Source organism: Vibrio sp. 3-2(1) (assembly GCF_963887575.1).
Classification (GTDB): Bacteria; Pseudomonadota; Gammaproteobacteria; order Enterobacterales; family Vibrionaceae; genus Vibrio; species Vibrio anguillarum.
This window is the reverse complement of record NZ_CAWPGB010000064.1, coordinates 23,276-40,576: the sequence shown is the minus strand read 5'-3', so window position 1 is coordinate 40,576 and position 17,301 is coordinate 23,276. Positions and strand designations below refer to the sequence as shown.

The following is a 17,301-nucleotide window of genomic DNA, read 5'->3' as shown; positions in this document are numbered from 1 at the left end:
TTGACGTCAAAATCGCGGAAAATTATTTCAAATGGTAAAAATGCACAAAGCCAGAGGAATCTCTGGCTTTGCTTTATCATCCGATTTAGACCGATTTGACAGGAATGACATCGCCACCCATTTGTTTCATTTTGGTCCGTTTGGTTCTATCAATCACATCACCCACTAGCTGCCCACAAGCGGCATCAATATCATCACCACGAGTTTTACGCACCGTCACTGTGTGTTCATACTGCATCAGTGTTTTTTGAAAACGGTCAATACGTGAATTACTCGGTTTTTTATAAGGTGAACCGGGATAAGGGTTAAATGGGATCAGGTTAATTTTGCACGGCGTGCCTTTCATCAACTTAGCCAATTCGTGCGCGTGGTCCATATCGTCATTGACGTGATCCAGCAACACATATTCCACCGTAACCTTGCCACGGTTTGCATTTGAAGTGGCGATATAACGACGCACTGAGGCCAAGAAATCTTGAATATCCCAGCGATCATTGATCGGCATAATTTCGCTGCGTAATTTGTCATTGGGTGCATGCAATGAAATCGCTAATGCAACATCGATTTGCCCTGTCATTTGATCAAGACCAGAAACCACGCCCGAAGTCGACACGGTGACACGACGTTTTGACAAGCCAAAACCTAAATCATCCAGCATGATCTCTAACGCTGGGATCAAGTTTTTCATGTTGAGCAAAGGCTCGCCCATCCCCATCATGACTACGTTAGTAATCGGACGACGACCCGTCTCTTTCTCAAGGCCAATTTCTCTCGCTGCGCGCCAAACTTGCCCGATAATTTCAGACACTTTGAGGTTACGGTTAAAACCTTGCTGAGCCGTTGAACAGAATTTGCATTCCAGAGCACAGCCAACTTGGGAAGAGACGCACAAAGTCGCTCGGTCTTCCTCTGGGATGTAAACCGTTTCAACATCTTGATCTCCTACACGCATCGCCCACTTAATCGTACCATCAGACGAATGTTGTGCTTGTGAAACGATCGGCGCGCGAATTTCACAGCGTTGTTGCAGTTGCTCACGCAGTTTCTTGTTGATATTGGTCATTTGTTCGAAGTCATCACAACCAAAATGGTAGATCCACTTCATGACCTGATCAGCGCGGAACGCTTTTTCACTGAGCTCTTCAGCAAAAAATTTACGCAGACCTTGGCGATCAAAATCAAGCAGATTGACTTTTTCAATAGTCATGTGGCCTCTCAACGACGGAAACAATAAATAAGGGCGCGAATTGTACAGCCTTTATGCAGTAACAACAAGGGTTGTACAACCCTTCAATTACTAAGTCATTCAATGCTTGGCGGATTGTTTTTACTCTGCAGCTCCCAATCATACGAGTATAAAAAAGCCTCACAACGTGAGGCCTTAATCGAAAGAATTTGGGATAGAAAACGCCAAGATTAACGAGAGAAAATCTCTGATTCAGGGAAGAAAAAAGCGATTTCACGTGCCGCCGATTCAGGACTATCACTGCCATGAACTGAGTTATGGCGCATGCTTAATGCGTAATCAGCACGAATGGTTCCACATGCCGCTTCTTCTGGGTTAGTTTTACCCATTAATTCGCGGTAACGAGCAATAGCATCTTCACCTTCAAGCACTTGAGCCATGATCGGCCCTGAGGTCATAAATTCTTTTAGTGCTGGAAAAAACGCTTTGCCTTCATGCTCAGCATAAAAGCCGCTCGCTTGCTCTTCGTTCAAATGTACCATTTTCGCGGCGATAATACGCAAACCTGATTTTTCGATACGGTGATAGATTTCACCAATCAAGTTACGTTCTACCGCATCGGGTTTAATGATAGAAAATGTTCTTTCTAGAGCCATAAGGTTATCCTTTTTCTTTTGTTTTTTTAGTTATAGTGAACCGCCCACAACAGAGAGTTGAGCGGTTTTTCATTATTGAGCTTGGTCGGTCAAAATGCGTGCTAATGTACGCACCCCCATCGCCGTTGCACCTGCGGCCCATTTATCGCTTGCTGATTTGCGGTAAGTACCGGCGCAGTCAAAGTGCAGCCACCCTTTTTTGTAATCTTCAACAAAGTAAGAGAGGAAGGCCGCTGCGGTACTTGCTCCCGGTGAATAATCACCTGAGCTGATGTTAGAGAGATCCGCAAAGCTTGAAGGTAACATAGAGCGATGAAACTCAGCCAAAGGCAGAGGCCATAAGCCTTCTTTCTCTTGGTGAGCTGCCACCAATGCCTGCTGGGATAAGCTCTCATCAAAGCTGAGTAGTGCATGGTAATCATTGCCGAGTGCATTTTTGGCGGCACCCGTTAATGTCGCGCAATCAATAATAAGCTGCGGTTTTTGCTCGTTAGCATAAATCAAGCCATCGGCCAACACTAGGCGGCCTTCTGCATCGGTGTTCATTATTTCAACTGTGGTGCCGTTTTTATAAGTGATGATATCACCTAGTTTCAAGGCGCGTCCGGAAACCATATTTTCTGCACAACACAAAATGAGTTTCACACGTTTATTAAAACCACGCATGATAGCCAAACCAAGACCACCGGTGATCGTTGCAGCGCCCCCCATATCTGCTTTCATCGCCGACATAAAGTTGGACGTTTTTAAACTGTAACCACCAGAATCAAAAGTAATGCCTTTGCCAATTAAGCAAGCAAAAACAGGAGCACTTTCTTTTCCTGTCGGATTGTAATCGAGTTGCAGCATGGCTGACGTACGCTCGGAGCCGCGACCAACCGCATAAATACCTTCCCAACCTTCGGTGAGTAGATCTTTATCTTTGACAATGCGGTAGCTGACATGCTCAGGGGCTAGCGATTTGATGAACTCAGCCGCCATGGTCGCTAACTGACGCGGCGCGACTTCTTCAGCGCTTTTATTGATGATATCACGCGTCCATTCCGTCGCTTTAATACGATATTCTAACTCGGCTTGATCTGACTCACTCAGCGGTTGCCATTCTAGTGTGTTGAGTTTTTTCGCTTCACGATAACCTTGGTAGAAAGCCCAAATATTTTCTAAGTGCCAACCGTCACCTTGTAGGCTGATAGCTCTGATAGCTTGCCCATCAAGCTTACGTGCCGCGCGCTGAACCGCGCTGAGTTCATGCTCACTCTCAATAGCATGAATTGTGGCACCATTTTCTGAAAACGAAACAATCGCCTTTTCTCCCCACTGAGGCTGGGCAGCTTGTTGGCTGATAAATACGGACATCTTTGTAGACATGGTTTCTCCTTGCCTGAATATGGCCTCACCTGTGCCATTACGATTAAATAACCAAGGGATGTTAGCATTTTGTAGGGTCAAAATGTCAACTTGATAAAAAAACGGACCATTCGGTCCGCTCTTTTTAGTTAAAATTGTTAACTCTGTGATGTTTTACTGAATAACCATCATGTTAGCAATAGTCTTAGTCGATCTCTTCCATCCAACATAGAATAATCGCTTCGAGAATTTTTTCGTTGGAACGGTTTGGCTCATCATCAAACTCTTCCAGTTCCATCACCCACTGGTGTAGATCCGTAAAACGTACATTTTTAGGATCTACGTCTGGGTATTGCTCACAAAGCTCGATCGCAATGTCACGAGAATCGGTCCATTTCATTTTGCTTTCCTTTTACAAACAGTCAACGGGCGTTAATACGCTCAATAGGATTAATGATCTTCAGAAGCCAGATTGAGTGTATACTTTGGAATTTCAACCACTAAATCTTCGTTAGCGACTCTAGCTTGGCAGCCAAGGCGAGATTCAGGTTCAAGACCCCACGCTTTATCAAGCATGTCATCTTCCAACTCATCACTCTCATCAAGTGAGTCAAACCCTTCGCGAACGATAATATGGCAAGTCGTGCATGCGCAGGATTTTTCACACGCATGTTCAATAGCGATACCATTTTTCAGCGCCACATCCAGTACGGTTTCTCCTGCTTGCGCTTCCAGAACGGCACCTTCAGGACAAAGCTCTTGGTGAGGTAACACAATAATCTTAGGCATAATTTTTCTCTTTAAATATCATCTACCGATTGACCAGCAAGTGCACTGCGAATGGATTTATCCATACGGCGTGAAGCAAAATCTTGGCTGGCTTTGTCTGTCTCTTTAATTCCTTGCTCGATGGCATCGGCGCTATCACCATTACGCAGCACAATTAAATCTTCTATTGCATTCAGAAGGATCTGCTTTTCTGACTCAGATAACAATTCATCACCATCGGCCTGTAAGGCAGAGATCAAACCTTCGATAACACGATCGGCTTCTACACGTTGCTCTGCCAGAGCGCGAGTCTGCATATCTTGTTTGGCAAACGTCATCGAATCTCGCAGCATATTTGCTACTTCATTATCACTCAGTCCATACGAGGGCTTAACTTGAATTTCCGCCTGAACTCCCGTACTTTTTTCCATCGCTGTCACGGAGAGTAAACCATCTGCATCAACTTGATAAGTTACGCGGATATGCGCGGCACCCGCCGTCATTGGTGGAATACCTTTTAGTGAAAAACGAGCCAATGAGCGGCAATCGTCTACCATCTCACGTTCGCCCTGCACCGTATGGATGCTCATGGCTGTTTGACCATCTTTGAAGGTGGTGAATTCTTGAGCTTTCGCAACAGGAATGGTGGTGTTACGTGGGATGATTTTCTCCACTAAGCCACCCATGGTTTCAATACCCAGCGACAGGGGAATGACATCCAGCAGTAACATTTCTGAATCGGGTTTATTACCCACCAAAATGTCGGCTTGAATTGCTGCACCAATCGCGACAACTTCATCAGGGTTGATGCTAGTTAGTGGTGTGCGACCAAAAAATTCACCAACTAAATCTCGAACCAGTGGCGTACGAGTTGAACCGCCGACCATCACCACTTCCAACACTTCATCTGCAGTAATCTCGGCATCTTTGAGTGCTCGACGACACGATAGTAAGGTTCTTTTTACTAGTGGCGTGATGAGTTGGTTAAACTCATCGCGAGTTAAACGCCCTTGCCAACCCAGCACAGAAACCTCGATACTATCAGTATCAGATAAGGCAATTTTCGCTTCGGTGGCCGCATCAAGCAATGCTCGTTGCTGCTCAGCAGTGAGCGGTTCAGCTAAGCCGATTTGGCTCAAAAAATGGTCAGCAATCAAATGGTCAAAATCATCACCACCGAGCGCGGAATCGCCACCAGTCGCGAGTACCTCAAACACGCCTTTCGACAGACGTAAGATAGAGATATCAAACGTACCGCCACCTAAATCATAAACCGCAATCACACCTTCTTGCGCTGAGTCTAAGCCATAGGCAATCGCTGCTGCGGTAGGTTCATTGAGTAAACGCAGTACGTGCAAGCCGGCAAGTTGAGCGGCATCTTTGGTGCCCACGCGTTGCGCATCATCAAAATAAGCAGGTACGGTAATCACCACGCCCGCTAATTCACCACCTAACGACGCTTCGGCACGCTGAGCAAGAGATTGAAGAATATCGGCGGAAACTTGAATCGGGTTCTTATCACCTTGCGCCGTTTGCAAAATAGGCAAACCGTTGTCACTGGCTTTGAAGCGATAAGGCAATGTGGGATAACGCGCCTGAATGTCAGCCAGTGAACGGCCGATCAAACGCTTCACAGAAATGATGGTATTGGCAGGATCAACTTGCGCGTGTGCTCTGGCATCAAAGCCTACGCAACGCTCTTGAGCCGAATAGTGGACCACCGAAGGGAGGATCGAGCGTCCTTGTTCATCAGCAAGCGTCGTCGCATTACCGCTTCGAACCGATGCGACTAATGAGTTGGTTGTCCCCAAGTCGATACCCGCTGCGAGTTTATGCTGATGCGGCGCAGAGCTTTGACCGGGTTCTGCAATTTGAAGTAATGCCATGGGTTGGTCCTTATTATCGAACTAGCCGAGTAACTGTTCTTCGACTTTTTCTATTTCATTTTTGAGCTTGGCAATAAATTTAAGCTTGCGAACCGTATCAGCCGCAAGGTTCCATTGAGCCTGATTAAGTTGTTGCTCAACCAAGGTAAGATGCTGTTTATACATCTTGCTAACTCTGTTTTCAAAATCGAATAACGCACTTTCAACATCAGACTGTGAGGCGATGGCTTCAAGCTCTTCTCGCAGCTCCATTTGCTCCATTAAAAACAGCGGATCTTGCATGGTTTGGTGTTCTGCGCGTAACTCTATGCCTTGTTCAAGCAACAAGTATTCTGCGCGACTGATCGGCGATTTTAATGTTTGATAAGCATCATTGATTTGTGAGGCGTTTTGCACAGCAAGCAGGCGATCTCGCTCAGACGCAGTGGCAAAATTGTCGGGATGAAACCGTTTTTGCAGCGCACGAAACTGAGAAGAAAGAAGGCTACCATCCAGTGCAAACTGACTTGGTAGCCCAAATAATTCAAAATAGTTCATTAACACATTGCTCCTAGTGCTCGACACTAGGCTCAAGTGAGCCTAGTCACGCCGAAAGCCAATCCGTTACACGTTGAAGCTTTCACCACAACCACATTCGCTTTTTGCATTCGGGTTGTTGAACTCAAAACCTTCGTTTAGCCCTTCTTTGACATAGTCAAGCTGTGTGCCATCAAGGTAGACGAGGCTTTTCGAATCGATAATCACTTTGACACCATGATCTTCAAACACTTCGTCTTCTTCGTTAACGTCATCAACGAATTCAAGCACGTAAGCCATACCCGAGCAGCCTGTTGTTTTCACTCCAAGACGTAAACCTACGCCTTTGCCTCGGTTATCTAGGAATGCTCGAACGCGATGCGCTGCTGTTTCAGTTAAGGTAATGGCCATACTACAACCTTAGATTCTTAGTTTGAACTTATGGGAGTGAACCATCATTCACTCCCTTAATATTATTGTTGGTGTTTCTTTTTATAATCGGCAACGGCAGCTTTGATCGCATCTTCCGCCAAAATCGAACAGTGAACTTTCACTGGTGGAAGCTCTAGCTCTTCCGCGATTTCAGAGTTCTTAATGGCTGCCGCTTCGTCAATGCTCTTACCTTTGACCCATTCAGTAACCAGTGAGCTCGAAGCAATCGCGCTACCACAACCGTAGGTTTTAAATTTTGCATCTTCAATGATGCCTTCTGGCGTCACTTTAATTTGTAGCTTCATTACGTCGCCACAAGCTGGAGCGCCAACCATACCACTACCAATGGTTGGATCTTCTTTATCAAAAGAGCCAACATTACGTGGGTTTTCATAGTGATCAATTACTTTTTCGCTGTATGCCATGATAGTTACCTCTAATCCTCTATTTCCTTGGGAATAAACCAGTGCCTTTTAAAGGACTAGTGATGTGCCCATTCAACGGTGTTTAAATCCACACCCTCTTGATACATATCCCATAGAGGAGACATGTCACGTAATTTGCTTACGGCTACGCGGATTTGTTCAACGGCGTAGTCCACTTCCTCTTCGGTCGTAAAACGGCCAAATGAGAAACGAATTGAGCTGTGCGCCATTTCATCGTTCAAACCAAGCGCACGCAGTACATATGACGGCTCTAAGCTGGCCGACGTACAAGCACTACCTGATGATACTGCTAAGTCTTTCAAAGACATCAGCAGCGATTCGCCTTCAACAAAGGCAAAACTAATATTCAGGTTGTGCGGAACACGCTGATCTAAATCGCCATTCACACTCACGGCTTCCATGTCTTGTACACCAGCGAGTAGACGATCACGCAATGCTTTTGCGTGGTCAAAATCTTTTTGCATGTCTTGCTTAGCAATGCGGAATGCTTCACCCATACCTACGATTTGGTGCGTTGGTAATGTGCCTGAACGGAAACCACGTTCATGGCCGCCACCGTGCATTTGTGCTTCAAGACGGATACGAGGTTTACGGCGGACATATAATGCGCCAATCCCTTTAGGTCCATACGCTTTATGCGCAGAAAGGGAGATAAGATCCACTTTCATTTCTTGCACATCAAGGGGAATTTTACCGGCAGATTGCGCTGCATCTACGTGAAAAATTATCTTGCGTTCACGGCAAAGCTCACCGATCGCCATGATGTCCTGAATTACGCCAATTTCGTTATTCACGTGCATGATCGACACCAAAATTGTGTCATCACGCATTGCCGCTTCTAATTTTTTTAGATCAATCAAGCCATTCGATTCTGGCTCAAGATAGGTCACTTCATAACCTTCACGCTCAAGCTGACGACATGGATCAAGCACCGCTTTATGCTCGGTTTTACAGGTAATGATATGCTTACCTTGCTTGGCATAGAAATGCGCCACACCTTTGATCGCGAGGTTGTCTGACTCTGTCGCACCGGATGTGAATACGATTTCGCGAGGATCAGCATTAAGCAGTTCAGCAATTTGCTCACGCGCAGTGTCTACGGCTTCTTCTGCCTGCCAGCCATAACGGTGCGATCGCGATGCTGGATTACCAAAAACACCATCCATCGTCATGTACTGAACCATCTTTTCAGCCACGCGAGGGTCAACTGGACAGGTAGCTGAATAGTCAAAATAAATAGGCAGTTTCATTTTCTACTCCAATGTAAACATTGCCGCTATGAGCGGGCATTAAGACCTACGGGCACCGAGCCGATAATCACGGTATTGGTATTTTTATTGGTTAACCCGTGGTTCACCGTCAGGCCCAAGCCTTGGCGGTCAGAAATTTCTAGTACTTCATTATCAATCATTAACTCGCCAAGAGTAATGTTGTTCAGAAAGTCACTAATGCGAGAGCTAAGATCTCGCCATAACGTATGTGTTAAGCAGCGAGTACCACCTTGGCAGTCGGCTCTTCCATTACATTTTGTTGCATCAACTGATTCATCAACAGCGGCAATCACAGTACCAATCGAAATTGAGCAGGCATCTGCACCTAGGCGGTATCCACCACCTGGACCACGCACACTAGCAACTAGCCCCGCTTTACGCAGTTTAGAAAACAGCTGCTCAAGGTAAGAGAGCGAAATGCCTTGCCGTTCGGAAATATCCGCCAGTGGCACTGGGGTTTGTTGCGAATGCAGAGCCACATCTAACATGGCTGTAACCGCATATCTTCCTTTAGATGTAAGTCTCATATCACCGTATCCACATTGATTATGTGGTTGGAATTTTTCCATACCTGACTAAATAGGTCAAGTATTTATTTGACTAATTTAGTCAGGTATTTAACCCCATTATTAATCTGGATAATTATTGATTGCTGCGATGCTTCTCAATTGAGGTCAACACACCACGTAATATATTGATTTCTTGAGACTCTGGACGCGAACGAGAAAATAGCCGACGGAGTTTATTCATGATCTGTCCCGGCTGTTCCTTTGAAATAAACTGTGTCTGTATCATTACCTTTTCAAGATGCTGATAGAACATTTCTAATTCGTGATGCAGAGGATACGCTTCTTCTGGCTGGGCTTGATAACCTTTTTTTTCATTATTTAGATAGGCAACACGCACCTCATAACTCAATGTTTGTACGGCCATAGCAAGGTTTAACGAACTGTATTCAGGATTAGCCGGAATGCACACATGAAAATGGCATTTTTGCAGTTCATCGTTGGTCAGCCCGGTTTTTTCTCGGCCAAACACTAAAGCAACCGGGTATTGCTGCCCTTCTTGCGCCAATTTTTCACCACATTCACGTGGTTCAAGCATTGGCCATTCTAAAGTTCGTGAGCGTGCACTTGACCCAACCACCAGGCCACAATCTGCGACAGCCTGCTCTAGCGTATCCACGACCTCCGCATTTAAAGCAATGTCGCTTGCTCCAGCAGCTAGAGCGATCGCTTGAGCGTCTACCTCGCATTGAGGCGAAACCAAAATCATTTTACTTAGTCCCATGACCTTCATCGCTCGGGCAGCAGAACCAATATTTCCTGAATGAGATGTCCCTACTAAAATGATTTTTACATTGTCTAGCATTACGTTGTACGCCACTCTATTTTAAACGACAGAATACTAACATAAACCTGACTAAAATGGTCAGGTCCTTTAGCTACACATGAACAACCGAGCAAAAAATAGCCACTTCCTTTTTAATAAAACTTTGTTATACTGCTGCCCGCTTTTTCGTTCTTTAACATCCGTTGGGAAAACTGTATGCATCCAATGCTAAACATTGCTATTCGCGCTGCGCGAAAAGCTGGTAACCATATTGCTAAATCACTAGAAAATACTGAGAAAATCGAAACAACTCAGAAAGGGACTAATGACTTTGTTACTAACGTAGACAAAGAAGCAGAAACTATGATCATCGATACAATCAAAAGTTCTTACCCAGAACACAGTATCGTTGCTGAAGAAAACGGGCTTATCGACGGTAAAGATAAGGACGTTCAATGGATCATCGACCCACTGGATGGCACAACAAACTTCGTCAAAGGTTTACCCCACTTCGCCGTTTCCATCGCGGTTCGCATTAAAGGCAAAACAGAAGTTGCTTGTGTTTATGACCCAATGCGCAATGAGCTGTTTACCGCTCAACGTGGTGCTGGTGCGCAATTAAACAACTCACGCCTTCGTGTTAAACAGTTAAAAGATCTTCAAGGCACTATTCTCGCTACTGGTTTCCCATACAAACAAAAGCAACATGCCGAATCTTTCATGAAAATCATGTCTGCACTGTTTGTTGAATGTGCTGATTTCCGTCGTACTGGTTCTCCTGCGCTTGATTTATGTTACCTAGCTTCAAACCGTGTCGATGGTTACTTTGAACTGGGTTTAAGACCTTGGAATTTAGCCGCTGGCGAGCTGATCGCTCGTGAAGCAGGCGTTATTCTTACCGATTTCTCTGGCGGTACTGAATACATGAAATCGGGCAACATTGTAGGTTCAAGTGCCCGTGGTGTTAAAGCGATTCTGAAACACATTCGTGATAACGGTAACAGCGCTATTCTTAAATAGTTGCACTAAATACCATCAATACCGTCAAAATTGATTCAAGCCTCGTATAGCAATATACGAGGCTTTTTTAGTTTCGTTTTATTAGAGTGACCGCGGTGGGATGGGTTAGAAAAAAGCCGCAGAATATTCTGCGGCTTTGGCTATTTAAGAAACTTTCAGGCTGCTAAGGAAGTTCGTCGAACTCCGCACCCTCTTTTTCCACTTGAGGTGGAAGTAGGTGCTCACGGGTAATTCCTAACTTCAATGCCAACGCTGATGCGACATAGATAGATGAATAAGTACCCACGGTGATACCGAGCAGTAAAGCGGTGGCAAAACCATGTATGTTCGCCCCACCTTGCACAAAGAGTGCGATCACCACCAGCAAGGTGGTTCCCGATGTAATCAAAGTCCGGCTCAAAGTTTGGGTAATTGAGCTGTTCATGATCTCGGCTGAATCACCTTTACGCAATTTACGGAAGTTTTCACGGATACGGTCAAATACCACAATCGTATCGTTGAGCGAGTAACCGACAACGGTCAGCAAAGCGGCAACAATCGTTAAATCAACCTCAATTTGCATGATAGAGAAGATGCCAAGCGTGATGATCACATCATGTGCCAGTGACATCACCGCGCCCGCAGCGAGCCGCCATTCAAAACGAACGGAGACATAAAGCAAAATACAGATGAGCGAAGCCAAAATCGCTAAGCCTCCGGCTTCAGCTAATTCATCGCCCACATTCGGGCCAACGAACTCAATGCGGCGCATCTCGACACTTTTTCCTGTCCCCTCTTTAATAGCAGAAAGAATTTGGTTGCCTAACGTCTCGCCAACCATGTCAGCACGTGGACGAAGACGGACCATCACTTCGCGCGCGGAACCGAAATTCTGCACCGTCGCATCGCCAAACCCTTTCGCTTCCAAAGCACTGCGGATATCTTCAAGATTAGCTGGGTGTTCAAACCCAACTTCAATCAAAGTACCGCCGGTGAAGTCCAGTCCCCAGTTCAACCACTTGGTTGATAAAGTGAAAATAGACGCACCAATCATTAAAAGAGAGAATAAAAACGCAAATTTAGACCAACGCATAAAGTCGATCGTTTTATCTGCTTTTAGAATCTGAAACATAGTAATTCCTAGCCTTAGATCGACAATTTTTTAATGCGTTTACCACCATATAACAGGTTCACAATACAGCGAGTCCCGATAATAGCGGTAAACATTGAGGTTAAAATACCGATAGAAAGTGTGACGGCAAACCCTTTGATGGCTCCAGTACCCACAGCAAATAGAATGATTGCCGTAATCAACGTAGTGATGTTGGCATCAGCAATGGTACTGAACGCGTTAGCATAGCCTTGGTGGATAGCTTGTTGTGGGTTTCGTCCATCACGGAGCTCTTCACGAATACGCTCAAAGATCAGAACGTTAGCATCCACGGCCATACCAACCGTCAATACGATACCCGCAATACCCGGCAAGGTCATTGTCGCCCCTGGGATCATCGACATCACACCAATAATGAGCACAAGGTTCGCCATCAATGCAATATTGGCAATCAAGCCAAAACCACGGTAGTAAAGCAGCGTAAAGAGCATCACCGCAACCATACCCCAGATGCAGGCTTGAATACCCATATCGATATTTTGCTGCCCCATTGATGGACCAATGGTACGCTCTTCAACAATAGAGATTGGCGCAATTAACGCACCTGCACGCAGTAAAAGTGCAAGGTTTTGAGCTTCTGCAGCAGAGTCAATTCCCGTGATACGGAAGTTACGCCCAAGAGCCGACTGAATCGTTGCTTGGTTGATCACTTCTTCATGCTTATCCAGAATCACTTTGCCATCAGGTGTCCGACGGCCGCTGTCTTTGTACTCTGCAAATACCGTTGCCATAAGCTTGCCAATGTTCTTTTTAGAGAACGCCGACATCTTATTTCCGCCTTCGCTATCTAACGAAATGTTCACTTGCGGGCGACCATATTCATCCATGCTAGAGCTGGCATCCGTGATACTTTGACCACCTAAAATCACGCGTTTTTTCAAGACAACCGGGCGACCATTACGATCAGATTTGATTTCACTCCCAGCAGGAGCACGACCAGAAGCCGCGGCGGCTAAATCAGCCTTGTCATCAACTTCACGAAATTCAAGAGTCGCGGTTGCGCCAAGAATTTCTTTAGCACGAGCAGTATCTTGAACCCCCGGTAACTCAACTACAATGCGGCTGGCACCTTGACGCTGCACTAAGGGTTCAGCGACCCCTAATTCGTTAACACGGTTACGCAAAATCGTGATGTTCTGCTCAACGGCGTAATTTCGAACTTCCTGCAAACGCTGCTCAGTAAATTGAGCAATCAGCGCAAAGCGACCGTCAGCCTTAGACGTAGTAAAAGTCATATCAGGATGTTTCGACGTTAATGCTTGCTGTGCTTGCTCTAATTGCTCATCGTCACGCAAAGTGACTTCCACTCGGTCGTTGCCCACTGAGCGAATGGCGCGGTAGCGAATTTTGTCATCACGCAGTTCGCTGCGAAACGCTTCTTCTTGCTGGCCAATCAATTTTTCCATTGCGGCATCCATATCCACTTCCATTAAGAAGTGAACACCACCACGCAGATCAAGGCCAAGCTTCATCGGTGCCGCGCCAATCGATTCCAACCAAGAAGGCGTTGAAGGAGCAAGGTTAAGTGCAACAATTGTATCTTTGCCTAACGCTTCACTCACCACATCACGCGCACTGATTTGAGTATCGGTATCGTTAAATCGAACAAGAATCGATCCATTCTCTAGAGCAATGGATTTATGAGAAAGGCTCTCTTTATCAAGAGCTTTGGTGACGGCATCCAGCGTTGACATATCAACAGAGGCGCCACGCGCCCCTGTAATTTGAATTGCCGGATCTTCACCGTAAATATTTGGAAGTGCATATAAAGCAGAGAGAGTGATGGCGAACACCACTAACAAATACTTCCATAACGGATAACGGTTTAGCACAGCAAGGATCCTTTAGCTGTTATAAAGACTTAAGCGTACCTTTTGGTAGCACCGCTGTAATGAAATCTTTTTTGATCACAATTTCATTGTTCACATTCAGTTCGATAGAGATGTAATCGCTGTCTTCTGCGATTTTAGTGATTTTACCCACTAAACCGCCACTGGTTAACACTTCATCACCTTTAGTCATGGCGGCCATCAAACTTTTATGCTCTTTAACACGTTTAGCTTGTGGGCGGTAAATCATGAAGTAGAAAATAACCGCAAACATACCAAGCATGATCAGCATTTCATAACCGCCACCTTGTGATGCACCTTCACCTGCTGCGTGTGCTACAGAAATTAAACTCATTGAAAACGTCCTCTAAAATATTGTTGTGTAATGTAATTCTAATTGGGCTGCGTTGGCTTAATTTCAAGTTTATCACTTCACAAATTAAGCAAAACGCAGCAAAACCGTTATTGGCCCATTGGTGGAACTTCACGATTGCGACGAGCATAAAACTCCTCAACAAACGCGTCGAAGCGATCTTCTTCAATCGCTAAACGAATGCTTGCCATCAGGCGTTGGTAATAACGTAAGTTATGAATAGTATTTAAACGCGCACCCAGAATTTCGTTACAACGATCCAGATGGTGTAAATACGACTTCGAATAATTTTTGCAAGTGTAACAGTCACAATGCGGATCCAGCGCAGTTGTATCGGTTTTATGTACTGCATTACGGATCTTGATCACACCACCCGTCACAAATAGATGGCCATTACGTGCATTTCGCGTTGGCATCACACAGTCAAACATATCGATACCGCGACGTACCCCTTCCACTAAGTCTTCAGGTTTACCGACACCCATCAGGTAGCGTGGTTTGTCTTCTGGCAATTGTGGACAGGTGTGCTCAAGTACACGGTGCATGTCTTCTTTAGGTTCACCCACCGCTAAGCCACCAACAGCGTAGCCATCAAATCCGATCTCGGTTAAGCCTTTCACGGAAACATCACGCAAATCTTCGTAAACACTGCCTTGCACGATACCAAATAGCGAGTTGGTGTTCTCTAATTTGTCGAAATGGTCACGTGAACGCTGCGCCCAACGTAAAGACATCTCCATTGATTTTTTCGCTTCGTCGTGCGTCGCAGGGTACGGCGTACACTCATCGAAAATCATCACAATGTCAGAGCCCAGATCTTTTTGAATTTCCATCGACTTTTCTGCGTCCATGAAAATCTTGTCACCATTTACTGGGTTACGGAAATGCACCCCTTCTTCTGTGATTTTGCGAATATCACCCAAGCTAAACACTTGGAAACCACCTGAATCGGTGAGGATCGGGCCTTGCCAGTTCATAAAATCATGCAAGTCACCGTGCATTTTCATCACTTCTTGGCCAGGGCGCAGCCACAGGTGAAAAGTATTACCGAGCAAAATTTCTGCGCCCGTCTCTTTTACTTCTTCCGGTGTCATACCTTTTACTGTGCCGTAAGTACCTACAGGCATGAATGCCGGTGTTTGCACTGTGCCACGTTCAAAGGTTAATTGCCCACGGCGAGCATTTCCGTTTTTCTTTTTAAGTTCGTATGTTAACTTCACGAAGCCTCCAATGTCAGAGAAACAGTCTGACGTATCATGATTAGGTGCAAGCACCCCTCTAGAGCGGTCGCCAATTCCTAGCGAAAAACGAAGCGGAGCTTCTTCTCCTAGCGTAATGCTAGCACTCGTTAATTGGTGTTCTTGGTGATAAACATCGCATCACCATAACTAAAGAAACGATATTGATGTTTCACGGCATGCGCGTACGCGGCCATAGTATGCTCATAACCTGCAAAAGCGCTGACGAGCATAATCAGTGTCGACTCTGGTAAGTGGAAGTTAGTGATTAAGCAATCCACCAACTGATACTCATAACCAGGGAAGATGAAAATTTCAGTGTCACCGAAAAAAGGAACCAGCTCAGTGCCCTTTTTAAGCGCATCTTGCGCGGCACTTTCCAGTGAGCGCACCGACGTAGTTCCAACAGCGATCACTCGACCACCACGCGCTTTCGTCGCGTTGACGGCATCGACTACCTCTTGTGGCACTTCAACATATTCTGCATGCATATGGTGATCGTGAATATTGTCGACTCGTACTGGCTGGAAGGTTCCAGCGCCAACATGCAAGGTTACATAAGCAAATTCGACGCCTTTCGCTTTGATTTGCTCAAGCAGAGCCTCATCGAAATGCAAACCGGCGGTCGGTGCAGCGACAGCTCCCGGTTTTTGGTTGTATACGGTTTGATAACGCTCTTTATCAGCATCTTCATCAGGGCGGTCAATATAAGGCGGCAAAGGCATATGGCCAATCTCGTTTAAGATCTCCAGTACCGTCTTTGACGCTGTAAAACGAATCTCGAACAGCGCGTCATGGCGAGCCACCATGTGTGCATGATATTCGTCATGCTCTCCTAAATACAACTCACTGCCCGGTTTTGGCGGCTTAGATGAGCGAACATGAGCTAAAATCGTCTGTTCATCCAACATTCGTTCGACCAATACTTCCAGTTTGCCGCCTGAAGCTTTGCGCCCAAACATGCGAGCCGGGATGACACGTGTATTGTTAAAAACCAATAAATCGCCGGGCTGAACTCGGTCAAGAACGTCTTTAAATGAGCCATCCGCCAGTTCACCGCGGTTACCGTCTAATTGCAGTAAGCGACTCGCCGTACGTTCAGCCGTTGGGTAACGAGCAATCAGCTCATCGGGAAGTTCAAAGTGAAAGTCTGAAACTTGCATAGTTCTTATCTTGTTCGTTTTGAGTGGATGACGTAATTTTTTTAAGCGCCGTAGTATATACGTAAACACCTTCGCTCGTCAGACCCAGATCTAAATTTAATGTAATTAAACATGAAAATGGCACCCAATCTTTACGCATCAATCAAAGTAAAAATAGCGGGAGCTCTCAGATATTTTGCGCAGAAAAAACTATAGTTGAATCAGGTCAATAATAAAAAGGAGCTCGTTATGATCAAAATTGAAGACATGATGACTCGCAACCCCCATACCCTGTTGCGTACACACACGTTAGCCGATGCTAAGCACACTATGGAAGCGTTGGATATTCGCCATATCCCTATCGTCGATCCACACAAAAAACTACTCGGTATCATTACTCATCGAGATATTCTTGCCGCGCAAGAGTCGAGCTTAAAAAACATCCCTGAAGATCAATCATATACACTGACAACACCGTTATATGAGGTGATGCATACTGAAATTATGACGGTTGACCCGCGAGCTGGGTTAAAAGAGAGTGCTATCTACATGCAAAAACATAAAGTAGGCTGCTTACCCGTTGTAGATAAAGGCCAACTAGTGGGCATTATTACTGACACGGACTTTATTGGGGTAGCTGTTACCTTACTTGAGCTACAAGAAGAGAGTGAACCGGACGAAGTCGATATTGAATAACGCTCACTCCCTA

At 45.5% G+C, this 17,301-nt stretch carries 19 protein-coding genes; 2 read left to right on the top strand and 17 right to left on the bottom strand.

The features are described 5' to 3' along the window. Positions 1 to 85: 85 nt before the first annotated feature. The 12 genes from AACQ79_RS16710 to trmJ form a co-directional block, all read right to left on the bottom strand. Positions 86 to 1,207 carry a bifunctional tRNA (adenosine(37)-C2)-methyltransferase TrmG/ribosomal RNA large subunit methyltransferase RlmN gene (locus AACQ79_RS16710; protein WP_026028096.1) on the bottom strand — a complete coding sequence of 374 codons (1,122 nt, stop codon included), beginning with the start codon at positions 1,205 to 1,207 and terminating at the stop codon, positions 86 to 88. A 209-nt stretch (positions 1,208 to 1,416) separates the two neighbouring features. After that, positions 1,417 to 1,842 (bottom strand): nucleoside-diphosphate kinase, encoded by a 426-nt coding sequence (gene ndk / locus AACQ79_RS16705; RefSeq protein WP_013857494.1) that lies wholly within the window; start codon positions 1,840 to 1,842, stop codon positions 1,417 to 1,419. A gap of 72 nt (positions 1,843 to 1,914) precedes the next feature. Then, positions 1,915 to 3,210, bottom strand: a complete 1,296-nt coding sequence (gene pepB, locus AACQ79_RS16700; protein ID WP_026028095.1) for an aminopeptidase PepB — start codon at positions 3,208 to 3,210, stop codon at positions 1,915 to 1,917. 184 nt (positions 3,211 to 3,394) lie between these two features. After that, entirely contained in the window at positions 3,395 to 3,589 is a 195-nt protein-coding gene (iscX, locus tag AACQ79_RS16695) for a Fe-S cluster assembly protein IscX (RefSeq protein ID WP_010320404.1), read from the bottom strand. Positions 3,590 to 3,639: 50 nt separating this feature from the next. Continuing rightward, complete coding sequence (gene fdx / locus AACQ79_RS16690) at positions 3,640 to 3,978, bottom strand: ISC system 2Fe-2S type ferredoxin (RefSeq protein WP_010320405.1); 339 nt, start codon at positions 3,976 to 3,978, stop codon at positions 3,640 to 3,642. Between the two features lie 11 nt (positions 3,979 to 3,989). Beyond that, positions 3,990 to 5,843, bottom strand: coding sequence for a Fe-S protein assembly chaperone HscA (gene hscA / locus AACQ79_RS16685; protein WP_170899416.1), 1,854 nt, complete (start codon positions 5,841 to 5,843; stop codon positions 3,990 to 3,992). Between the two features lie 21 nt (positions 5,844 to 5,864). Then, complete coding sequence (hscB, locus tag AACQ79_RS16680) at positions 5,865 to 6,380, bottom strand: co-chaperone HscB (RefSeq protein ID WP_170899415.1); 516 nt, start codon at positions 6,378 to 6,380, stop codon at positions 5,865 to 5,867. Between the two features lie 66 nt (positions 6,381 to 6,446). Then, positions 6,447 to 6,770: an iron-sulfur cluster assembly protein IscA gene (gene iscA, locus AACQ79_RS16675; RefSeq protein ID WP_010320408.1), complete on the bottom strand. Its 324-nt coding sequence runs from the start codon at positions 6,768 to 6,770 to the stop codon at positions 6,447 to 6,449. A gap of 62 nt (positions 6,771 to 6,832) precedes the next feature. Continuing rightward, positions 6,833 to 7,216, bottom strand: coding sequence for a Fe-S cluster assembly scaffold IscU (iscU, locus tag AACQ79_RS16670; protein WP_010320409.1), 384 nt, complete (start codon positions 7,214 to 7,216; stop codon positions 6,833 to 6,835). 56 nt (positions 7,217 to 7,272) lie between these two features. Then, complete coding sequence (locus tag AACQ79_RS16665; protein WP_013857499.1) at positions 7,273 to 8,487, bottom strand: IscS subfamily cysteine desulfurase; 1,215 nt, start codon at positions 8,485 to 8,487, stop codon at positions 7,273 to 7,275. Positions 8,488 to 8,513: 26 nt separating this feature from the next. After that, positions 8,514 to 9,035 (bottom strand): Fe-S cluster assembly transcriptional regulator IscR, encoded by a 522-nt coding sequence (iscR, locus tag AACQ79_RS16660; RefSeq protein WP_026027698.1) that lies wholly within the window; start codon positions 9,033 to 9,035, stop codon positions 8,514 to 8,516. Between the two features lie 115 nt (positions 9,036 to 9,150). Next, positions 9,151 to 9,879, bottom strand: coding sequence for a tRNA (cytosine(32)/uridine(32)-2'-O)-methyltransferase TrmJ (gene trmJ, locus AACQ79_RS16655; protein WP_026027699.1), 729 nt, complete (start codon positions 9,877 to 9,879; stop codon positions 9,151 to 9,153). Between the two features lie 177 nt (positions 9,880 to 10,056). On the opposite strand from trmJ, the gene suhB reads away from it, so the two are divergent. After that, positions 10,057 to 10,860 carry an inositol-1-monophosphatase gene (gene suhB, locus AACQ79_RS16650; RefSeq protein WP_013857502.1) on the top strand — a complete coding sequence of 268 codons (804 nt, stop codon included), beginning with the start codon at positions 10,057 to 10,059 and terminating at the stop codon, positions 10,858 to 10,860. A gap of 163 nt (positions 10,861 to 11,023) precedes the next feature. Here suhB and secF read toward each other — a convergent pair whose 3' ends face one another. From secF to queA, 5 genes are all read right to left on the bottom strand, one after another. Then, positions 11,024 to 11,971 (bottom strand): protein translocase subunit SecF, encoded by a 948-nt coding sequence (secF, locus tag AACQ79_RS16645; RefSeq protein ID WP_013857503.1) that lies wholly within the window; start codon positions 11,969 to 11,971, stop codon positions 11,024 to 11,026. Positions 11,972 to 11,985: 14 nt separating this feature from the next. Then, positions 11,986 to 13,842 carry a protein translocase subunit SecD gene (secD, locus tag AACQ79_RS16640; RefSeq protein WP_017044259.1) on the bottom strand — a complete coding sequence of 619 codons (1,857 nt, stop codon included), beginning with the start codon at positions 13,840 to 13,842 and terminating at the stop codon, positions 11,986 to 11,988. A gap of 19 nt (positions 13,843 to 13,861) precedes the next feature. After that, a complete protein-coding gene (yajC, locus tag AACQ79_RS16635) occupies positions 13,862 to 14,194 on the bottom strand; it encodes a preprotein translocase subunit YajC (RefSeq protein ID WP_013857505.1) in 333 nt (110 codons plus the stop codon). A gap of 107 nt (positions 14,195 to 14,301) precedes the next feature. Then, positions 14,302 to 15,432, bottom strand: a complete 1,131-nt coding sequence (gene tgt / locus AACQ79_RS16630) for a tRNA guanosine(34) transglycosylase Tgt (protein ID WP_026027700.1) — start codon at positions 15,430 to 15,432, stop codon at positions 14,302 to 14,304. A 128-nt stretch (positions 15,433 to 15,560) separates the two neighbouring features. Next, complete coding sequence (gene queA / locus AACQ79_RS16625) at positions 15,561 to 16,613, bottom strand: tRNA preQ1(34) S-adenosylmethionine ribosyltransferase-isomerase QueA (RefSeq protein WP_170899414.1); 1,053 nt, start codon at positions 16,611 to 16,613, stop codon at positions 15,561 to 15,563. A gap of 228 nt (positions 16,614 to 16,841) precedes the next feature. Between queA and AACQ79_RS16620 the strand changes: the two genes are divergently transcribed. Then, positions 16,842 to 17,288, top strand: coding sequence for a CBS domain-containing protein (locus AACQ79_RS16620; protein WP_038171482.1), 447 nt, complete (start codon positions 16,842 to 16,844; stop codon positions 17,286 to 17,288). Positions 17,289 to 17,301: the final 13 nt, after the last annotated feature.